The organism is Saccharospirillum alexandrii (genome assembly GCF_043641555.1).
Classification (GTDB): domain Bacteria; phylum Pseudomonadota; class Gammaproteobacteria; order Pseudomonadales; family Natronospirillaceae; genus Saccharospirillum; species Saccharospirillum alexandrii_A.
Map to the genome: position 1 here is coordinate 1,227,018 of NZ_JBHZRJ010000001.1, position 20,313 is coordinate 1,247,330.

Genomic DNA, 20,313 nt, shown 5'->3' on the forward strand with positions numbered 1-20,313 from the left:
CGAGGGACGTGATCTAGGGGGCCGCTGAACAATTCCCCAGGGCTCAACGCGAGCCAAACCGCCACTGTCAAGAACGGGTATCAGGTGTCTGGAGGATAGTCATGATCAAGTCCACCAGCCAATTTACTACCTCAGTTGGAAACCCAACGACAACTGCGCTTTCCCTTCGAAATCAGGCTATCGCATTGGCGCCGACCATAGAAAACGCGAGTCTTTCGAATTATGACTGACCGTGTCGAACCCTGTTCACCGCAACAACGGCCCTGGGTGCTGGCGGCTACTATCCTGGCCTCGGCGATGGCATTTATTGATGGCTCCGTGGTCACCATCGCCCTGCCGGTCATCCGCACCGATCTTGATGCCTCCCTCACAGAGATGCTCTGGGTGCTGAATGCCTATACCCTGCTGCTGGGGGCCCTGTTAATGGTCGGCGGTGGCGCAGGTGACCGCCTTGGCCGGCGCCGTGTGTTTCTGGCCGGTACTCTTCTTTTTGCGCTGGCATCGCTGCTCTGCGCTCTGGCACCCAGCCCGGAAGTGCTGATCGCTGGACGGGCCCTTAAAGGCATTGGTGCTGCACTGCTGGTTCCCCAAAGCCTGGCTATAATCTCGGCCAGTTATCCGGAAGGCGAACGCGGCCATGCCATTGGGCTTTGGGCCGGTGCTTCAGCGCTGACTACAGCCCTCGGTCCTGCTGTCGGCGGGTTTTTAATGGATCTGTTCAATTGGCGGGCGGCCTTCTGGATCAACCTGCCACTGGCCGCGCTGGTGGTGGTGCTAACCTTGGCTTTCATGCCTGAAACCCGCGACCGCTCCGTCAGCGGTCGACTCGACTGGGGTGGAACGCTGATCGCTTTTCTCGCTTGCGGGTCGCTGACGCTGGGGTTGACCTGGTTGACTGAATCGGAAGGGCGTCTCGCCCTGTCCCTTGCGCTGGTCTGCCTGGGGCTCGCTGGTTTGCTGGTTTTTTTCTGGTATGAAGGCCGGGCGGAGCAACCCCTGGCACCGACCGTATTGTTTCGAAGCCGGGCTTTTACCGGCACCAACCTGATGACCCTGCTGCTCTACGGGACACTGTCCGGCACCATGTTTCTGGTGCCCATTGACCTGATAGAGTACCGGGGCCTGACGCCGACCCAGGTAGGGTTGGCGATGATGCCGTTTGGGCTGATTATTGGCTTGTTGTCGAGCCCAGCAGGCAAGCTGAGCGACCGGATAGGTGCTCGCCCGATGTTGCTTTGTGGTTCGTTGGTGGTGGCTGCAGGGGTTGCCGGGCTGGCATTTCAGTTCGACAACTTCTGGCTGGGCGTGGAACTGCCCCTGTGCATTATGGCGTTGGGCATGTCCATCGTCGTCTCTCCGCTGACGACGACGGTCATGAATTCGGTACCCGATGCCCGCGCAGGTACCGCTTCAGGCATCAATAACACGGCCAGTCGACTCGCGGGGCTGTTTGCCATCGCCGGAGCGGGTGCTTGTGCGGCTCTTCTTTTTCGAACCGTTAACCAGGAACAGCAGGGAGCATTTGGCCTGTTCCCCGATTCGGGTGCCAGTGGCTTTGAAGCCATTGTTAGCGCTTATCAACTGGCTTACGCGGGCAGCCTGGTCATGCTTGCAGCCGGCGCCCTGGGCGCGGCATTGATAGCCGCCTGGTGGATTCCCTCAAAATCGGACACTCAACCCATCTCTTAGACGTCCTTTAATGTCGTACGTCTTCTATTGTGTTGCGTCTATAACTGTTCTGCATCTGTCAATGTTTCGCGTCATTGGAGGTCCAGCGTTCCAGGTCTTCGCTCATCATTTCGTCATAAGCCGGTTTGCCGGCGATTTTATGCCCTTCACTCGCCCACTCACCCAAATCTATCAGCTTGCACCGTTCCGAACAGAAGGGCCGCCAGGTATTGTCTTTTGAATAGGTAATGAGCTTCTTGCACGTGGGGCAGGGTACCTGAGGTGGCGCTTTGGCTGACATGCCGGTATTCCTCTTGATTCAATTCAGATTATTGAGGAGCCTCTGAACCATTCCCCCAGGGCTCTGCACGAGCTAAAAAAGTTCTGGCAAAAGGCGCACTTCGCAGCACAATGGCCGTAGCCCTTGTCAAGAAGTGCAACGCCGGGGCAGGACGTTTTAGCCGCGCCCTACGGGTGGTGCGGCATTCCGACTTTCCGAGGAACGTTGCCACCGCGTTGGACTCATTTGAAAGGTCCAGACATTCCTGCATGAGTCCGCCTTGTGGCAACGTCCCTCGGATAAGCCAGAGCACAGGGGGGAATGATTCAGAGGCTCCTCAGGAGCTTTTTGCCACAAAGTGGCTATGCAATGCAAGAATGGCGGATTCCAGGTGGGCGAGTGTGCCAGTATTGTCTAAGCAATGCGTCGCTCGGGCCTGTTTGTCGGAGCGGCTCATCTGACTGTCGATTATCCGCTGTACCTGGTTCTCATCCACTCGGTCACGCTGAGTCACCCGCTGGCGCTGAACCGACTCCGGTACATCGATCAGAACTGTTTCATCGCACAAGGCATCCAGATTGTTCTCGAATAGCAAAGGAGCGACCAGAACCGAGTAGGGAGGTAGCTGCTGTTTCAACTGAGCGAGCATTTGCTCGCGGATCAGTGGGTGCAGCAAGGATTCGAGCCACACTCTATCGGCTGGTGAGGTGAATATTCGCTCACGCAGCAAGCCCCTGTTTAACTGGCCTTCAGGGGTCAGAATGTCCGAACCGAACTTTTCGGCGATGGCACTCAGTGCCGGTGAGCCTTTGGCGACCACGTCACGGGCGACGACATCGGCATCCACACAGCCAATGCCCAGTGATTCAAATACCCTGCTGGCCGCTGATTTTCCGGAACCAATGCCCCCGGTTAACCCTACAATCATGCAAAACTGCCCAGATACCAGGCGGTGATGGTATTGCCCCAGAATACATAGACCAGAGCCGCCCCGCACAGATAGGGGCCAAACGGGATGGGAATTTGCCGTTCACGCCCCATAAAGGCAATGAGAGCAATGCCAACAACAGCACCCACCAGCGAAGACAGCAGAATAATGAGCGGCAAGGCCCCCCAGCCAAACCAGGCGCCAAAGGCGGCAAACAGCTTGAAATCACCGTAGCCCATGCCTTCCTTGCCGGTCAGCAACTTAAAGGCCCAATAGATGCTCCAAAGCGACAGATAGCCAGCAACGGCGCCGATGACGGCTTGCTCCAACGGAACGAAGGTGTTCCCAAGGTTAAGCAGCAGCCCCAGCCACAATAACGGCAGGGTGATCGAATCTGGCAGCAACTGGTGATCGACATCAATCATCGTCATTGCGATCAGTGCCCAAAAAAGGACCAGTAAGGCGGCCGTTTGAACAGTGGCCCCAAACTGCCAAGCCAGTGCCAGCGAGAGCAGGCCAGTCGTAAGCTCAATAATAGGGTAGCGGGGCGAAATCCGGGTTTTACACTGTGAGCATTTACCGCCCAGCACCAGGTAGCTGATAACGGGGATATTCTCCCAAGCACGTATCTGGTGACCGCATGACGGGCAGGTGGAGTCTGGCTTGATCAGGTCAAATCTAGTCTGTTCCGGCTCATCCACACCAGCCATCTCGGCGGCTTCGCGCGCCCAGGCGTTTTGCATCATCACTGGTAGGCGGTAGATCACCACGTTCAAGAAGCTGCCCACCAGCAACCCCAATACTAAAACGGTCGCCAGCAGGGCGACCGTGTTGGATTGCAGAAGTTCGAAAAATGCCATCAGATAACGTTACCCATCTGGAACATGGGCAGATACATGGCAATGACCAGACCGCCTACCACGACGCCCAGGAATGACATGATCAAAGGTTCCATCATCGAGGTTAAGCCATCAACAAGGTTATCGACTTCCTCTTCATATATCACCGCGGCCTTGGCCAGCATGTCGTCCAATGAGCCAGATTGTTCACCTATCGACACCATCTGAATCAGCATCGGCGGAAACGTCTCCTGAGTTTTCATCGACACAGCCAGCTCAGTACCGGTTTCTACATCCCGGCGAACGTTCAAAATGGCCGTCTCATAAATGATGTTGCCGGATGCGCCTGCCGCTGATTCGAGTGCGCTGACCAGCGGTACACCGGCGGCAAAAGTTGTAGACAAGGTGCGAGCGTAACGGGCCATAGCAGACTGGTACAGAATAGGCCCGAAAATGGGCAGTTTCACGACCATTCGCTGTACAGCGTGCTTGAAAGGTTTTGACCGTTGCATGCCCTGTTGAAATAGAAATACCGCAACAATCAAGACGCCTAGCGCCACAATGCCGTTGCTTTGAATCCAGGTCGACATGTTCATAACGACCTGAGTAGGTACGGGCAAGTCAGCGCCAAAACCCGAAAACATTTCCGCAAAAACCGGTACAACCTTTAATAGAAGAATGATGGTAACAATGGCTGCGATGGCAAGTACGGTTGCGGGGTATTTCATTGCGCTTTTAACTTTCTTGCGCAAACTTTCTGCTTTTTCCTGGTAGAGCGCTACCCGGTCTAGCATGGTTTCCAGGGCACCGGCTTGCTCGCCCGCCTCTACCAAAGAGCAGAAAAGGTCGTCGAAGTACTTTGGGTGTTCTCGTAGAGCTGCACCAAATGAGCCGCCCCCGGCTACGTTATTTTTTAATTGCATGACCAGCTCGGCCATTTTTTTATTTTCCAGGCCTTCCGCAACGATTTCAAAGGCCCGCATCAGTGGGACCCCGGCCTTCATCATGGTTGCCATTTGGCGGGTGAAGAGGGCAATGTCGGAAGACTTGATGCCGGGCTGAAACAACTGAATGTCGCCGCGTTTCTTGGCCAGCTTTTTGATCTTAACAATGCCTTTTCGGCGAAGATCGGCCTTGATCAGCGCCGGATTGGTGCCGGATATCTCACCTTTTTGCACCCGTCCATTACGGTCGGTGCCTTCGTAGGTGAACATCGAAATCTTCTGTGCCTTGGTGGCCATTCAGTGCCGTCCTCAGTCTGTGGTTACGCGGTTCACTTCTTCCAGGCTGGTGATGCCCTTGGCAACCTTAATCAGCCCTGATTTGCGTAAACTATTAAAGCCTTCTTCAGCGAAGGCTTTGCTCAAATCGATCGAATTGCCTTCTTCCATGATAATACGGGAAATGGCCGGTGTGATGCGAACCACTTCATAGATCCCTACTCGCCCTTTATACCCTTTATTACAATTGCCGCAACCAACGGGTTTGTAGACGGTTGACGTTTTGACCATTTCATCCGTAAACCCTTCTTTCATGAGTACATCAACGGGCAGATCAGCCGGTTGCTTGCAGTTGCTGCACAGCCGGCGGGCAAGGCGCTGAGCAATAATCAGGTTGACCGTGGTGGCCAGGTTGAACGAGGGGACGCCCATGTTCAGCATTCGAGTCAGCGTTTCTGCCGCACTGTTGGTGTGCAGTGTAGATAACACCATGTGGCCGGTCTGAGCGGCTTTGATCGCAATCGATGCCGTTTCCAGGTCGCGAATCTCACCAACCATGATGATGTCCGGATCCTGGCGGAGGAAGGAGCGCAGGGCCGCCGCGAAGTCGAGACCGACTTTGTTGTTTACGTTGACCTGGTTGATGCCATCGAGGTTGATCTCTACCGGGTCTTCTGCAGTAGAGATGTTGGTGCCTTCCTGGTTCAGGATGTTGAGGCCGGTATAGAGCGACACGGTTTTACCTGACCCGGTCGGCCCGGTTACCAGAATCATACCCTGCGGCTTCGATAAGGCTGTCATGTACAAATCTTTCTGATCGTCCTCATAGCCAAGGGCGTCAATGCCCATCTTGGCTGCGGCGGAATCCAGAATACGAAGTACGATCTTCTCGCCAAACAGGGTCGGCAGGGTGTTTACCCGGAAGTCGATGGACTTGGTCTTGGAGATTTTCAGCTTGATCCGGCCATCCTGGGGTACCCGACGCTCGGAAATATCGAGGTTAGACATGATCTTCAAGCGGGCCGATAGCTTGGGGCCCAGGCCGATAGGTGGTTTGGCGATGTTCTGTAAAACGCCGTCAACCCGAAACCGGACGCGGTACGACTTCTCGTAAGGCTCGAAGTGAAGGTCTGAAGCGCCTTTTTTGATGGCTGATAGCAGCATTTGGTTGATAAAGCGGACTACAGGCGCGTCATCGGCACCGTCTGCTACATTCGCGTCGTCTTCCTTCTTGGTATCGACAACGTCGAGATCATCTAGCCCTTCATCGTCGCCCAGGTCACCAAAGGCATCAGAGGAGTCGTCCAGTAGGGCTTCCAGAGCCAGGTTGAGCTTGTCTTCTTCCACCAGAACCGCTTCAACGCTGAGTCCGGTGTGAAACTTGATCTCATCTATGGCAATCAGGTTAGTCGGGTCTGAGACACCAATAAACAGGCGGTTCCCACGCTTAATCAACGGGATCACATGGTGAGCTTGCAGTAAGTTGTTGGCGATCAAATCCCGTGGTAGGGCTTCGAGGTCGAAGGCCGTCAGGTCGAAAATGGGGGTGCCAAACTCTTCAGAGGCGACATTGGCCAGTTGCTGGGCGCTGACCAGATCTGTTTCAACCAGGTAGGCGACAAGGCTTTTCTTCTCCTTTTCGGAGTTCTGAGTTGCTGTCAGCGCCTCGTCTTCGTTGATCAGATCGTCCCGGACCAGCCGTTTGGCCAGGCCACCGAGGGATGTTGCCATAATGTCAATTCCTGTACTTGCCCGTCGGACAGACGAAATAGATAATTTTTACCCGCATGGGTTGTGGGGCATCGGTTTCGCCCTCTAGGTTCCACTATAACTCACTCAGACTAGGATCGTCTCGCCCTCTAAAAGATGGGCTTAGGCTAATGTATGCTCAAAGCGACACTTGCAGTCAAAATGCGCCTCTACGATTAAATCCCGGAAATCGCTATTGCTTGCAAACCCCAGGCTGTGACGCCTCGGTTACATGCATTTATAGAGCCATTTCAGTAACTTAGTCAATTCTCCTCGGTGTGGCAAGCGGCTAAAGTACAGTGCCAGCCCAGCCTGTGAGCTATAAATCAATCCAAAGACTGACGAGCGATTCAATTAACATTGGGCTTCTGCCCATGAGAGGCACGAAACTGACCAAATACGTCACCCACAAGCTGTGAAGTAGCTACATTGGTGTTTGGGTTTTTAGGCTCAAGTGAGACACAAGTCACGATTATCGCCGGTTTATGGATCTTTGGTTGTGCTGGCATACTTTCTGCTTACACTACCGCAAGGCACGTTGGTCTTGGCAGGTGCCAGTCCAGTTAAGTGTTCTGATAACCCTGTGGAGAGTGCAAGATGAAGAAAACTCAAAAAGGTTTTACTCTGATCGAACTGATGATCGTTGTTGCTATCATCGGCATCCTGGCGGCTGTGGCTATTCCTCAGTTTAACCAGTATCGCGCTAAGGCTAACGATTCAACTGCTCAAGCAGATGCTCGTAACGCCATTAGTGTAATGACTGCTAACCAGCTTTGATCAGGTAGGAGAGAGAAAATGAATAAATTTCTGTTAGTAGCCGCATTTGTAGGGTCCGTATTCGCAACCAGCGCTTCTGCTGAAGCACTGTTTTCAGCCTCCAACGGCACAGTTTCTGGTGGCGCTACTGGTGCTTGCCCACTTCTGGTTAGTGATGTTCGGGTTAACTTGTCATCGAATGTGACTGGTGCCTGGCGGTGTGACACGATAACGAATTCAATTCGTATTGGTACCTGCCACGCTGCGGGAAGCCGTCAGTCGCTTACTGTTCAATGCGCCATAACCAGTGAAGATGGTGTCACTCCTGTAACATATAACGGTGGTGACGATTGTAGTGGTACCGGACCGACAGATACGTATGAGATCGCTGATTTCAGGGGATATACGGCTACCAGTATAGGCGGTAGTGTCTCTCCTCAGCAATTGGGCGGTGCATGTAGCGACACTACTGTCGTAGCGTTGCCTGTTTTTGAATAAGCTTTAATGATGTGTTTGGGTGATGGGAGTTCTGTCACCCAAACATTTATAACAGTGATTTCTTTTTTGTCTGATTTCGTGGTACCCATTATGATTGATCGATCAAGCGGTTTTACGCTCTTGGAGCTTATGCTAGTAGTCGGCATCATAGGGGCTCTGGCAGCTATCGCTGTTCCACTGTTTTACGAATACAGAGCTTCGGCAAGCGATAGTACAGCGTTTTCCGATGCCAAAAACGTGATTTCCATTATGGTCGCAGCTCAAAAATAGCGCGTCTAGCTTTCTGAAAGTGCCTCATGTCAAGTGACCTGCAAGTCGGATTGAGCTAAAGTGGTCCACCTGTTAATTCTCTAGCTAGGCATAACTATTGTGTCATCTCATCTCTCGCTAAGCTTATTAGTGTTGTATAAGGCCAAATTTGGTAGGGTGTTACTGGCTTTGCTAGCCAGCATTGCATTCATTGCCGTACTTTCGGCTCAGTTTAGTGGGCGTCAGCCTGCAACGGTTTCATTGGATGTTGGGTTGTCTGCCATCAAGATCATGATTCCAATACTTTTTGCGCTCTTCTGTCAGGAACTCATAGTAAAAGAGTCAGAAAGAAAGAGTTTTTTGCAATCCCTTGCTTATCCTCACGACCGTATCAATTTTTTTATTAATCGATGGCTGGCCGGGCTACTGACTGTGCTGGTATTCTATTTTTCTGCTGCACTCTTACTCTTAATAATTGTCTATTTTATTTCTCTGGGCTATTCACAGGCCACTCCCGTTTCATTGGATGGGAAATACTGGGTGGTCGTTGCTTTTGGTGCGATTGATATCCTCGCTGTTTCTACCATCGCCACGCTGCTAGCCGTTGTTGCACAATCTCCCGGTTTCGTGTTGATTGGTACGATTGGGTTAACCATAGTTGGCCGCTCCTATAGCGCTGTTCTCCAATTGCTGAGTGGCGACAATTTAGTCGTTGACGACCCTGAGCAATACAGCAGCGGTTTGGGCTGGGTGACTTATATTATTCCTGACCTGGGTGCATTGGATATCAGGCAAATAGCTCTGTACAACGACTGGAGTTTTCTATCTTCTGGGCTTTTGCATATATCCGTTACATCGGTTGTGTTCTCCGTTGTGGCGATGAGTTTAGCTACCTTACTGTTTAACAACAGGTCCATCGCTTAGTATGAAGGTGGTGGCGTTAAAGCTGGTTTTGGGTATCGCTATGAGCATGTACGTTATGCTAGTGGCGACGAGTTCTCAGCCAAGTCGCGAGTTGGTTGCAGCTCAGGATCGTATTGTGGTTTCAGCACCTTTGCAGGTTGTGCTGGCATTTGGCGATCGATACCTGGCTGCGAACTTTGAAGTAATTAGGTTGGCCGCAACCGGGATGGAAGTTAACCCTCTTACTGATACGATTGATGGGAAGTATCTGCTCAGAGCACACCAGGCCGCGACGCGATTGAACCCATGTCATGAAGATAACTATTATCTGGCAAATGCCATTTTGGCTTGGGCCGGTGCAGATCAGGAAGCTAATGATATTTTATGGTCGGCAGCCCAGTGTCGACACTGGGATTTTCTCCCTGCTTTCCTCTATGGGTTCAACCAGTATTTTTTTAATCGCAATGTAGTAGAAGCTCAGCGTGGTCTTGACTTGGCTGCAGAGCGCTATGAAGAAAATGCTCAAGCAATTCGTCGGTTTTCCATTATGATTGCTGCCGAGGAGCTTGATGATGAAGCAATGGCATTGGCCTACCTCAAGGATCAGCAAAAGCAGGCATCTGATCCAGCTCTCGCTGAATCCCTACAGGACAGAGTGGTGCGGCTGGAGGGACTGATTCGACTCCGTGATGCGCAAAAAAGGTACGAGGTCGAGTTGGAGGAGTCATTGAATTCGCCTCAAGCTCTTATAGACAAAGGATACTTGGAGACTTTTCCGAACGACCCTTTGGGAATTGGCTATGAGTTTATTGACGGACAGTTCAAGCTGCGCCGGTTACGTATTCAAGGAGTGGAGCGACCGCAATGACGTCTATCCTCGAGTTTACCTCAGTTTCCAAAACCTACTCAAAGCGCGGTCAAGCACTTCAGGCGCTCGACTCCGTCTCGTTCTCAATAGAGGAAGGTGAAGTATTTGGTTTTGTAGGCCCAAACGGTGCAGGCAAGTCGACAACCATCAAAATACTACTCGATATCATCAGTGACTATGATGGCGATGTTAAATTGTTTGGTCAGTCGGCACGCCAAGCCAGTAGCCGCCAGTTTGTCGCTTATTTGCCCGAAGCCGCCGCTCTATATGAGCAGTTCACGCCTTTGGATATCCTCAAAACCGCTTTGCGTATGTATGGCATCAAACGAGCCGATGAACTCGACTGGTGTATGTATTGGCTGGAACGGTTCTCAGTAGCCGGCAACGCCAAACGCAAGATCCGCCAGCTCTCAAAAGGTAATGTCCAACGTGTGGCGCTGGCGCATGCCATGGTAGTTGAGCCCAAATTGTTGGTATTGGATGAGCCTTTGTCCGGGCTTGACCCGGTGGGGCGGAAAGATGTGGTGGACATTCTGCAGGAATACAAGCAGCAGGGTGGCGCTATCTTTTTCACGTCTCACGTATTGCACGATGTCGAGCGCATTGCTGACCGGTTTGGCTTTATTAACCAGGGGCGGCTACTTACCACTCAGTCACCACGTGACTTGATGGCTGAGCACGCCAAGGAGTTTCTGGTACGTTACCAGAGTGACTCCATCACCGAAGGGCAGGCCGTGCGCCCAGGTGAGTATGAGGTACAAGTCTCGCAGCAGGATTTGCCCCAGTGGCTAGGCAGGCTGAATGGTGAGCAAGGTCAATTGCTGGAAGTGAAGCCTCTGGTCTCGCTGGAGGCTGTTTTCTTCAAGATGCTTGAGCAGCATGGCTGACGCCTGAGGTCTTTCGAGCCGGAAATTGTTCTGCAGCACATTCGAGTGTTAACCTGAGGCCACTTTACGGACGGAGACGCAACAATGACCTTTCTGGCGGCCATTCTGGCCTGGTTGGTGTCGCTGAGTTTAACGGATAGCCGAGTGCCGGGGCGGGACTGGCTGGCGGGGCCCCTGGAGCAGGTGTTTACGCGTTTGGGCGGAGGCGTCTGGGTCTACGCGCTGGTCGTCGCTGTGCCGGTTGTTCTTTTAGCTGCTGTACTGGGTTGGTTTGACCTTTGGCTGGTGACTTTCCTGGTCAGCCTGGGCGGCTTGGTATTGGTGTTTGGTTCGGGTGACCAGGCCGATCAACTTAAGCAATATCGCGAATACCAGGCGGATGACGAGACAGACAGCGCTTATGAGCATGCGGTAAACACCTTAGGTTTGCCTGAAGGCCTCTATGAAGGGGGCCCACAGCAAATGGATGAAGCGTTGAATCTCAGTATCGCTTACCAGCTGTTAGAGCGGTTTTTTGTGGCACTTTTCTGGTTTGTGGCCTTTGGTGCGCCCGGGGTCTTGCTGGTGGTGCTGGTGCGACATGCCCGTTCTGTCTTGCTGCAAATGCCCTCAGAGGCCAGCTCCGCAGTGTCGCTCGCCGTTCAGGTGCATCACGCCATTAACTGGATTCCGGCTCGCTTGCTGACATTGTCTTTGGCGTTGGTAGGGGATTTCTCCCAGAGTTTCGCCATCTGGCTGCGGCGAGTCCGAGATTTTGAGCTGGTTGATCGGTCGTTGCTGGAATCGTCCCTGAAAGTGTCGCTTCCCGAGAACCCAGACGCCCAGCGACCTGAAGATGTGCTGGCGCTGGTTAAGCGCGCTCAAGTTCTGTGGATGGTAGTGATCGCTCTGGCGACGATCTTCGGGTAACCCGCTCTAGGGAGCCTCTGCCGCCATGCACCTGCCAGTAATCCCCTTCATTGCTATTTATTATGGCGGTCATAGCGCCGCCGGGGTTGATTTGGCGGGTGAAACCACCATCCTTAGCGCAGTTTGAATTTATCATGTTATTAACCCTTCGTTATTAGTGGATATTCAGTCTATGAGCACTCAACACCACGAATTGATCATCCTGGGCTCTGGCCCGGCGGGATACACGGCGGCCGTTTATGCAGCACGGGCCAATCTTAAACCGGTGCTGATCACCGGTATGCAGATGGGCGGTCAGCTGACCACCACCACCGAAGTCGAAAACTGGCCTGGTGGCCATGCGGAGTTGCAAGGCCCGCAGTTGATGGAAGAGATGAAGGCCCACGCTGAACGATTCAACACCGAGATCATTTTCGATCACATTCATACCACCGATCTGGCCAAGCCGCCGTTTACACTGGTGGGTGACCAGGGTACTTATACCTGTGATGCGCTGATCATAAGCACCGGCGCCAGCGCCCGCTACCTGGGGCTGGATAGCGAAGAAGCCTTTAAAGGCAAAGGTGTGTCGGCCTGTGCGACCTGTGATGGCTTTTTCTACCGCAACAAAGAAGTCAGTGTGATCGGTGGGGGTAATACCGCCGTTGAAGAAGCGTTGTATCTGTCGAACATTGCCAGCAAGGTGCACGTAATTCACCGTCGTGATAGCTTCCGCTCCGAGAAGATTTTGGGTGACCGTCTGATGGACAAGGTGCAGGAAGGCAAGGTGGTACTGCACTGGAACCGCACGCTGGATGAAGTGCTGGGCGACGAGATGGGCGTGACCGGTATTCGTATCAAGAGCACTCAGAACGAAGAAACTGAAGAACTGAAGCTGGATGGCGTGTTTGTGGCGATTGGCCATACGCCGAATACCCAGATCTTTGAAGGTCAGTTGGATATGGCCGGTGGGTACATCAAGGTGAAATCAGGCCTGGAAGGCAATGCGACGGCGACCAGTGTGCCGGGTGTATTTGCTTCTGGCGATGTGATGGACCATGTGTATCGTCAGGCGATTACTTCGGCGGGTACCGGCTGTATGGCTGCGTTGGATGCTGAAAAGTATCTGGATAATCTGAAGCACGCGGGTTGAAGCCACACAGGTTAAATTTGGTATTTTGCCATTGGTCCGTGTCAGGCACCGGGTGCACCTATCCGGGGTCGGCGTGAACCCATCCGTGGGGCCTAGACTGAAGCATCCATGCTTCAGACTTCCCCGGATAGGTACACCCGGCACCTGACACTCGCTTTTGCGTCCTCAGATGCCAGAACTAACTGCACGTTTTACTTAGGCAGGTTAACGTTCACTTCCAGTATTGAATAATTCCCTTCTTCATTGATATCGACCTGGAGCTGTTCCGGGCCGATGTCGACATATTTCCGGATCACATCCATGATGTCGCGTTGCAGCGCGGGCAGGTAGTCGGGCGCGTTTCGCTGGTGGCGCTCGTGGGCGACGATGACCTTTAACCTCTCTTTGGCTACATGCGCAGACTTGGGCGTTTTGCTGTTGTCCCTGAACAAGTCAAAAATTGACATCTCAGCCTCCAAAGACGCGTTTCAGGAAGCCTTTGCGCTGAGCTTCCAGGAACCGGTGCGGTTTTTCTTCGCCGAGGAACCGGGCAACGGTGTCCAGATAAGCCTGGCCGGCATCGCTTTTTTCGTCCAGAACCACTGGCATGCCTTTGTTCGAGGCATTCAGTACGGCCTGGCTTTCGGGAATGATGCCGAGCAGTGGGATGGCCAGAATCTCTTCGATATCGGGTACATCGAGCATGTCGCCCCGGGCGACCCGTTCGGGATCGAAGCGGGTGATCAGCAGGTGTTCGCGAACCGGTGGCTGATTGTTCTCGGCCCGGAAGCTCTTGCTTTGCAGAATGCCCAGAATGCGGTCTGAATCCCGAACGGAGGAGACTTCGGGGTTGGTGACGACGATGGCTTCATCGGCGTAGTACAGCGCCATTTGCGCGCCTTGCTCGATGCCGGCCGGGGAGTCGCAGACAATGTAGTCAAATTGCTCGGCCAGGTCGTCCAGTACTTTTTTGACGCCTTCTTTGGTCAGGGCGTCTTTGTCGCGGGTCTGGGAGGCAGGCAAGATATAGAGGTTGTCGCAGCGCTTGTCTTTGATCAGGGCCTGGTTGAGGCTGGCTTCCTGCTGAATGACATTGACGAAATCGAACACGACGCGGCGTTCGCAGTTCATGATGATATCCAGGTTGCGCAGGCCGATGTCAAAGTCAATAACAACGGTTTTGTGGCCACGCAGTGCCAGGCCCATACTGATGGCGGCGCTGGAGGTGGTTTTTCCGACGCCGCCCTTGCCGGAGGTGATGACAACGATCTTTGCCAAGATGACGCTTCCTTTTGACGTTAACGTTTTACAATTAAGAGTTGGCTAAAACAGCATTGGGCGGATTATCCGCTTTTTTGCCGGCACCGGCCAATCTATCTCAGTGTCGACATTTCATGATGTTGCCTGCCAGTGTCTCAGAGGCTTCCAGCCTACTGCAAGAGATCGCCACTTATGCCTGGATGCCGGAGGTCCGTTTCGGGTACGGGGTTTGCCTGTCTGGGGTCGGCGTGAATCCATCCATGGAGCCTAGATCGCAGCATCCATGCTGCGAACTACCCCAGACAGGCAAACCCCGTACCCTTCACTCAATTCGGAGGCACCTAGCTGCTTTCAAAACTGTTCAATCACCAACTGCTCGTTTTCCAATCTGACCCGGGTCGGTCGGTTTGGCTCCGCATTCAAATCATCCCGAACCTGATAATTACCCGCTATGGCCAGCAAGTCAGCATCGAGGTTCTGGCAAACGATTTCGGCCAGCGTATCGCCTTGTACCCCGGCCATTGCCCGACCGCGCAGTGCACCGTAAACGTGGATGCTGCCATCGGCGATGACTTCAGCGCCGGAACTGACCTGGTTCATGATCAGCAAGTGAGCACCGCGGGCGTATATTTGCTGGCCTGAGCGAACAGGCTGGCGAATAACCTGGGTTTCCAGTCCTGTAGCGGCGGCTTCGGCTTTGCTTGCCCGGGTTGCCCGGTCTTTATCGTCAACCCAGGCCAGGTTGAATCGTTCGCACCAGGGGGTCAGGGTGTCTTTTGGGCCGGCCAGGGCGAACACGACCAGGCGCTGTTCGCGGGCGAAGTCGAGCATCTGTTGCAGGGTGCTATCGGTGAGCTCGGCTAGCACGGCGCCCACATCGAGGGCTACCGGTGCCCGGTTGAAGAGGGCGGGTGCCTGTTCCAGTTTGTCAGTCAGTCTTTGCGCAAAGCCTGATGGCTCAAGGTCGTCGATGATCAGGCGTTGAATGGGCAGCATGCGTGCGCGCACAGTCATGGGCTTGGTGTCTGTCATTTAGTGCGAATCCTGCAGCGTTGATTGAGCTTGGTGGTGATCCAGATAGGTCTGCAAGGCTTGCTCCCGGTCGAGTTGCTGTTGTTGGCTGATGTGCAGGGTCGGCTCGGCGACGCGGCTGGCGCAATCGGTCAGCGGGCAGCGCTCGCAGGTTTCGTGAACGTCCATCTGTGGGACGGCCGGGTCTTCACTGAAGGCTACGGTGTCATTGAATCGTTCATCCATCAAGAACCCTAGCGCCATACCGGTGTTGCTGTTTTGCCCCAGTGACAACGGGCGCACAACGGCGATGTTGAAAAAGGTCTGGTTTTGGGCAATGAAATGGCTGCGTTGTGCGGCAATGGCCAATTTAGGTGCTTCTCCCGCTGCCTGGCGTTCGCCGACTTCGTTGAGCAGGCCGATGGCGACCCAGCGCCGGCAATGGTGTTCACTCGGGCCGATACCGCGAGGTGTAAAGACGGTGGTGGTGTTCAGTTCCTTGGCGATGTGGAATTTGTCGACGCCAGCTTTGTTGTGCAAGCGCATGTAGTGCATTTTGTGCAGGCCGAGGTGATGGGGCATCAACTGAGACATGCGGTATACGAACATTTCGGGGGTTGCATCGTATTGGTCCATCATCCGGCTGAGTGCGTCGCCATCAAATTCTCTATTGGCCAGCCAGGCTCTCAGGTCGGTCAATAGCGCTGTCTCGGGGATCAGCAGGGCGCCGGCAAAGTAGGACGCCCTGAAGTTGTTATGCACCTGTTCAAAGGACTCTACTTTGATCCAGGATGATGTCAGCGCGCGCTCCTGCAGCTCGAGAAAGCGGTAGCCAATCTCTTTGGCCAGTACGAACTTTTGCTGTTGCGGCATTAACCGGGAATTGACCACCAGTTTGCCGGGTGAAACGCAAAGCGAGCGCAGGGTCTGGAGTTCGGGCGTGGCTGAGAAATCGTCGTAAATAACCCGGCACTGGTACTGCTCCAACAGCAGGGACTCCAGCCAGGCAAGGCTGATCAGCGGCTCGGCTGCCGGGAATTGCTTTCGAAAAGCCTCGGCCTGGCCTTCGATTTCTTCAAAGTAGTTCAGGTGCATCTTCTGGTATGAACGCAGCGATGCCAGCAGGAAGTGTTCAACCTGCATGTCGTAGCCCCGGCCAATTTCGAGCAGCGTACGAACGAAGGCGCCTGCCTTACTGGGTGAGTCGGTCACCAGATCGAACACATCCGAGAGGCCAATGCCAAACTGTTTCAGCGGGAAGTCGTTGAATAAGGGTGAATTCAGCAGGGCGGTAACCGGGTTCAGCTCGTCATCCAGCTGCAGCGATACCAGTTCGTCAAAGGAAACGCCCAGCCCCTGGGCCAGTTGAATGATCTTTTCCGGTTTGGGGTACTTTTTGCCCTTTTCGATTTCACTCAGATAGGAAATGGACAGTGACGTTCGCTCGCCCAGTTGCTTGAGCGATAAACCGGCCGCCTGGCGATGTTGTTTGACTTTAATGCCGAGAATGAATCTCAGGCTCTCACTGTTGATTTGCATAACCCTTCCAAGTTCGCGATGAGCGAAATAGCCTGCGCATTCTAAAGAGGTGACCGGTGCAAAACAATGCGGGCTCACAGGAGTTGCCCGGTGGTGCCTTGTGAGCCGCGCCTTGAGCGGGGCGTACAGATCGTCAATTACCTGCCAGCTTTCAAATGGCTTTGTCCCGGGGTAGTGGGAGGGGGGTAGGAAATTGTTGGCTGAGTGTTGGAAAAATTGACAGATCGGCTGTTTTTATAGGGGTAGTTTGATAGACTTCACATTCTGCAGTTCCGGTGCTCAAGACGAGTGCTGGCTTGCCACTGGTCACCGAAGGATAAACGGCGTCCAGTTCAGGCGTTTTCGCAGAATTCCATCATTCATTCACTAAGGAAAGGCGAATGGACAAACTGAATCGATCCCGTCGTTTACACTCGTTATTGCAACTCTTGCCGGAACGCCCGGAACCCGAAACTGGCCTGTACTTTGGTGAACACGTCATTCGTGTTGAAGGGCAGCTGTGCCTGGTGGTGACACTGAAGGGGCAGGTGGGTATCCGCGCGACTGATCCCGAACTCGAAACCCAGCTGCAGCAAGTCTGCGGCGATCAACACTGGATTGCCCACGGACGGGTGTATGAGCAGTGGTATTTGCTGCCAGAGCCGGTGTATCAGGATACTGATCAGATCGTACCCTGGGTTCTCCAGGCCGCCGCTGGCGCAGCCCGGTTGGCTGAAGGCGAGCCGCGGCCAGCCAAGGCTGGCCGGCTGTGCTGACTGGTGGTCCATGCGTGAAGTTCTGTTACTAAGGAACGACGCCAGTAAGTTCAGAGCGAGGCGGAAAGCCGCAGTAATAGCACCGCTATTTCAGGGTTTGACAACGAAACTCTGGGCTTACTGGCAAAGTGAACAGTGACAGTAATTTGCGCATGTACCACTAGCGTGTAAACGCCCAGTAAAACGCGGTACCGACAGGGCTCAGTGCGATCAGGAATAAAACCAGGATCAGCGGTGCCCAGCGAATCACTGAGGTGTCGCTGGCCGCGGGTTTGTGGTGAGTGTTGAGCTCGTTCATACAGCCTCCATACGCTGGGGTGACGCCTGTCAGTATGCGCCGCAGTGCGTCAAGTACCCTGATGCAGGTCAATTTACCGTTCATATTGGTCTACATTGATCAGTGAGCGGCGATGCAGGGTCCCTGGTGTTGGGCCAGCGCATTGCGATGAAACGACTTGAGTCGGCTGGGAGGGGGTTATGGCGTATTGGTGCACGCTTTGGGTGTTGCGTTGGTGGGGGTTCTGGCGTTTACCGCAAACCGCGGCCTCGGATCGTGTTGCAACGGCAAAGCACGGTCGCAAGGTGGTGTGGGTGCGATGGATGTGGTCAGCAGGGCTGTTAGTCGTGCTGGCTGTTCCGGTACCAGCGTTCGTCGTCGTCTGGGTGCTGATTCTGACGTTTTTGTCTTTTGTGTTGCTTGACGAAACGGCCTGATCAACGCCCGCCTTGCGAGATGGCTAATCTGGTACTGACACCCGCCTCGTATCGGTGAGTGGGTATGTGAACATACGGGTTCCTCCAACGGCAGGCAAATCACTCTCTGACAGGTTGATCATGACTCAATTCGAACCGGACAGCACTGCAGCACGCTACCCCTTGTTTCCCATGGGGGCCTTGTTGCTCCCGGACGCATCATTGCCATTGCAGATTTTTGAACCCCGGTACCTGATGATGGTGTCGAGCAGCACCCGGGATAACCGGCCCTTCGTGATAATGGTGTCGGAGCCCGGCAAAGACCGCAGTGGTCAGGGGTGTCTGGCACGCATCGTTGATTTCAATCAGCAGGCAAATGGTTTACTGGGCATCACCATAGTCGGTGAACAGAGGGTTAGGGTGAGTGCCGCCGCCAAGGATGTAACGGGGCTGTGGTGGGGCGACTGTGAGGCCAGTGATGAACCATTGGCCGACCCGGAGCTTGAGATGCGAGCGGCCTTGCGCTACCAGCCATTGCTGGACGCGTTGCTGGAACACCCCTATCTGGCGGATCAGGTAGGCCTCCAGCTGGACTCAGCCCGGGGCAGCGTACACCAGTTAATGGTGTGGTTGCCTCTTGAGTCGGAGTTGAAGCGCAGGCTGCTGGATGAAGACAGCTTTCTGCAACGATGCGCCTTACTGGAATCCGCCCTGGCGGAGTTATCCGGGTCGCCCGATTCGCCCGGTGACGGTGATGCCTGATTGAGGTCGGTCAATTAAGGCGGTAGGTCATGGACGCAGGTGCCCAGGCTATAAACAGATAAGCTGCCACGGCCAGTAGGACAAGCAACCAGAGCGCCAGGCTGTTGCGTAGATCAGCCCGGGTTTGCCCCGTCAGCCTGTGAGCCGCCTGTGCCAGTGAAGCCGCTAACAAACCCAGGCACACGCCGGCCACTACATCCGACAACCAGTGTACACCCAGCCAGACCCGGCTCAGCGCTATGACCAGCATCCCAACACCCGCTGACAAATAAAGTGGCCAGCGACTCATCGCAGGTCGCCGCTGATTGGCGAAGCCCGTTAATAGCCCGAGGAAGAGCGCAGCACCTGCGGCATGGCCGGAGGGGAAGGCTTCCGAAGCCAGAGGCGTCGCTATCCAGTCAGGTCGATCGACACCGAACGCTGTTTTTAACAGCGAAATACTCCAAAGCATGGCAACAGCGCTGATCAGCACTACTGCGCTGAGTCGGAATTGCCTGCTCAGACATAACCAGAGCGTGATCATCATTCCGGTCAACACCAGAACGGCCGGGTCTCCCAATAGCGTCAGGCCAATCGCAACACCATCAAATGCGGTTGCACGCCAGGCGCCAACCTGACCTGCCAGCAAGAAATCCAGAGCCCAGGGACGAGTGAGCGCGGTTACGATGAATCCGGCGGCGGTGACGATTACTAGCAACAGTGCAGCAAACGGAAATCGATTGGGTAACCGTTTGAAGGCCGGCACCCACCGGGCCATTCTGGGGTGCTCGGGGTGGAGGTGATGATAGATGGCCAGTAGCGCAATCAGAATCGCCAGGCCTGAAACCAGCAACAACATAAGCGTTCGAACCGCCAGGCTCTGCGTCGTCAGAAAAAAACTGGCCTCGCCCGCCAGGTACCCCGGCAGCATGTAAGCAGGTGCCCAGAACAAAACGGTGATCACGTTGACGCTAACAAACACCCGGGCGGGCATCGATAAGCTGCCGGCAACCAACGGCACGACCGGGCGGATAGGGCCAACAAAGCGACCGATGACCACGCTAAGCCACCCCCAGCGTTTGAAAAACCAGATGCCGTGCGACAACCAGTCGGCGTGGCGTTTGAACCAGGGGTGCTCGTAGAGCCGATGCCTGAACCGGTAACCCAGATAGAAACTGCCCAAATCTCCCGCCGTCGCTCCCAGCGCGGCAGCTACGAGAACCCAGATTGCCGGAATATTGAGGTTGCTCGCTACTGCGGCAAGGCTGAACAGGGCGACCACGCCGGGTACAAAGACGCCGATGAGCGCAAAGGATTCAACAAAAGCGGTCAGGGCGATGGCGATCAAGACGCCTTCAGGGTGAGACTGTATCCAGGCAATCATCTTGGCGGTTGGGCTACTCTGCTATCGAACTTGGGTCCAGGCCGGATGGTAAATCTTTGTCAGGC

Annotated in this window: 22 protein-coding genes and 1 pseudogene; 12 read left to right on the plus strand and 11 right to left on the minus strand. The window is 54.3% G+C overall.

Features of this window, described 5'->3' with window-relative positions:
* Window positions 1-222: 222 nt before the first annotated feature.
* On the plus strand, window positions 223-1,689 hold the full coding sequence (locus ACHUE7_RS05320) for an MFS transporter (RefSeq protein WP_394169054.1): 1,467 nt from the start codon (window positions 223-225) through the stop codon (window positions 1,687-1,689).
* Window positions 1,690-1,747: 58 nt separating this feature from the next.
* On the opposite strand, the gene yacG is transcribed toward ACHUE7_RS05320, so the two are convergent.
* From yacG to pilB, 5 genes are all read right to left on the minus strand, one after another.
* Entirely contained in the window at window positions 1,748-1,969 is a 222-nt protein-coding gene (gene yacG / locus ACHUE7_RS05325) for a DNA gyrase inhibitor YacG (RefSeq protein WP_213679304.1), read from the minus strand.
* 316 nt (window positions 1,970-2,285) lie between these two features.
* Window positions 2,286-2,876, minus strand: a complete 591-nt coding sequence (gene coaE, locus ACHUE7_RS05330) for a dephospho-CoA kinase (RefSeq protein WP_394169055.1) — start codon at window positions 2,874-2,876, stop codon at window positions 2,286-2,288.
* On the minus strand, window positions 2,873-3,736 hold the full coding sequence (locus ACHUE7_RS05335) for a prepilin peptidase (protein WP_348477189.1): 864 nt from the start codon (window positions 3,734-3,736) through the stop codon (window positions 2,873-2,875). The genes coaE and ACHUE7_RS05335 overlap by 4 nt, the downstream gene beginning before the upstream one ends.
* Complete coding sequence (locus ACHUE7_RS05340; protein ID WP_394169056.1) at window positions 3,736-4,956, minus strand: type II secretion system F family protein; 1,221 nt, start codon at window positions 4,954-4,956, stop codon at window positions 3,736-3,738. The genes ACHUE7_RS05335 and ACHUE7_RS05340 overlap by 1 nt, the downstream gene beginning before the upstream one ends.
* A 12-nt stretch (window positions 4,957-4,968) precedes the next feature.
* Entirely contained in the window at window positions 4,969-6,666 is a 1,698-nt protein-coding gene (gene pilB, locus ACHUE7_RS05345; RefSeq protein ID WP_348477191.1) for a type IV-A pilus assembly ATPase PilB, read from the minus strand.
* A gap of 615 nt (window positions 6,667-7,281) precedes the next feature.
* Between pilB and ACHUE7_RS05350 the strand changes: the two are divergent.
* The 8 genes and pseudogenes from ACHUE7_RS05350 to trxB all read left to right on the plus strand — a co-directional run.
* Window positions 7,282-7,395 (plus strand): annotated as a pseudogene (locus tag ACHUE7_RS05350) (pilin); the annotation flags it as partial.
* 84 nt (window positions 7,396-7,479) lie between these two features.
* Complete coding sequence (locus ACHUE7_RS05355) at window positions 7,480-7,938, plus strand: hypothetical protein (protein WP_394169057.1); 459 nt, start codon at window positions 7,480-7,482, stop codon at window positions 7,936-7,938.
* 90 nt (window positions 7,939-8,028) lie between these two features.
* Window positions 8,029-8,208, plus strand: a complete 180-nt coding sequence (locus ACHUE7_RS05360) for a type IV pilin protein (RefSeq protein ID WP_348477193.1) — start codon at window positions 8,029-8,031, stop codon at window positions 8,206-8,208.
* Between the two features lie 99 nt (window positions 8,209-8,307).
* Window positions 8,308-9,111 carry a hypothetical protein gene (locus ACHUE7_RS05365; protein WP_394169058.1) on the plus strand — a complete coding sequence of 268 codons (804 nt, stop codon included), beginning with the start codon at window positions 8,308-8,310 and terminating at the stop codon, window positions 9,109-9,111.
* A 40-nt stretch (window positions 9,112-9,151) separates the two neighbouring features.
* Entirely contained in the window at window positions 9,152-9,958 is an 807-nt protein-coding gene (locus tag ACHUE7_RS05370) for a hypothetical protein (RefSeq protein WP_394169059.1), read from the plus strand.
* On the plus strand, window positions 9,955-10,845 hold the full coding sequence (locus tag ACHUE7_RS05375; protein WP_394169060.1) for an ABC transporter ATP-binding protein: 891 nt from the start codon (window positions 9,955-9,957) through the stop codon (window positions 10,843-10,845). Before ACHUE7_RS05370 ends, ACHUE7_RS05375 begins: the two co-directional genes overlap by 4 nt.
* Window positions 10,846-10,929: 84 nt before the next feature.
* On the plus strand, window positions 10,930-11,754 hold the full coding sequence (gene ampE, locus ACHUE7_RS05380) for a regulatory signaling modulator protein AmpE (RefSeq protein ID WP_394169061.1): 825 nt from the start codon (window positions 10,930-10,932) through the stop codon (window positions 11,752-11,754).
* Between the two features lie 172 nt (window positions 11,755-11,926).
* Window positions 11,927-12,886, plus strand: a complete 960-nt coding sequence (gene trxB / locus ACHUE7_RS05385) for a thioredoxin-disulfide reductase (RefSeq protein ID WP_394169062.1) — start codon at window positions 11,927-11,929, stop codon at window positions 12,884-12,886.
* 191 nt (window positions 12,887-13,077) lie between these two features.
* Here the strand turns inward: trxB and minE are convergent, their stop codons facing one another.
* From minE to ACHUE7_RS05405, 4 genes are all read right to left on the minus strand, one after another.
* Window positions 13,078-13,332, minus strand: a complete 255-nt coding sequence (gene minE / locus ACHUE7_RS05390; RefSeq protein WP_127556375.1) for a cell division topological specificity factor MinE — start codon at window positions 13,330-13,332, stop codon at window positions 13,078-13,080.
* A 1-nt stretch (window position 13,333) separates the two neighbouring features.
* Window positions 13,334-14,143: a septum site-determining protein MinD gene (gene minD, locus ACHUE7_RS05395; RefSeq protein WP_127556374.1), complete on the minus strand. Its 810-nt coding sequence runs from the start codon at window positions 14,141-14,143 to the stop codon at window positions 13,334-13,336.
* Window positions 14,144-14,476: 333 nt separating this feature from the next.
* Window positions 14,477-15,157, minus strand: coding sequence for a septum site-determining protein MinC (minC, locus tag ACHUE7_RS05400; protein ID WP_394169063.1), 681 nt, complete (start codon window positions 15,155-15,157; stop codon window positions 14,477-14,479).
* A complete protein-coding gene (locus ACHUE7_RS05405; RefSeq protein WP_394169064.1) occupies window positions 15,158-16,675 on the minus strand; it encodes a helix-turn-helix domain-containing protein in 1,518 nt (505 codons plus the stop codon).
* Between the two features lie 380 nt (window positions 16,676-17,055).
* Here ACHUE7_RS05405 and ACHUE7_RS05410 point away from each other — a divergent pair, with 380 nt between their 5' ends.
* Entirely contained in the window at window positions 17,056-17,430 is a 375-nt protein-coding gene (locus ACHUE7_RS05410; RefSeq protein ID WP_394169065.1) for a hypothetical protein, read from the plus strand.
* A gap of 160 nt (window positions 17,431-17,590) precedes the next feature.
* On the opposite strand, the gene ACHUE7_RS05415 is transcribed toward ACHUE7_RS05410, so the two are convergent.
* On the minus strand, window positions 17,591-17,728 hold the full coding sequence (locus tag ACHUE7_RS05415; protein WP_394169066.1) for a hypothetical protein: 138 nt from the start codon (window positions 17,726-17,728) through the stop codon (window positions 17,591-17,593).
* Window positions 17,729-17,907: 179 nt separating this feature from the next.
* Here ACHUE7_RS05415 and ACHUE7_RS05420 point away from each other — a divergent pair, with 179 nt between their 5' ends.
* The gene (locus tag ACHUE7_RS05420; protein WP_394169067.1) at window positions 17,908-18,144 is read left to right on the plus strand and encodes a hypothetical protein; all 237 of its coding nucleotides are present in this window, start codon (window positions 17,908-17,910) and stop codon (window positions 18,142-18,144) included.
* A gap of 120 nt (window positions 18,145-18,264) precedes the next feature.
* A complete protein-coding gene (locus tag ACHUE7_RS05425) occupies window positions 18,265-18,885 on the plus strand; it encodes an LON peptidase substrate-binding domain-containing protein (RefSeq protein ID WP_394169068.1) in 621 nt (206 codons plus the stop codon).
* Window positions 18,886-18,895: 10 nt separating this feature from the next.
* On the opposite strand, the gene ACHUE7_RS05430 is transcribed toward ACHUE7_RS05425, so the two are convergent.
* Complete coding sequence (locus tag ACHUE7_RS05430; protein ID WP_394169069.1) at window positions 18,896-20,248, minus strand: bifunctional DedA family/phosphatase PAP2 family protein; 1,353 nt, start codon at window positions 20,246-20,248, stop codon at window positions 18,896-18,898.
* Window positions 20,249-20,313: the final 65 nt, after the last annotated feature.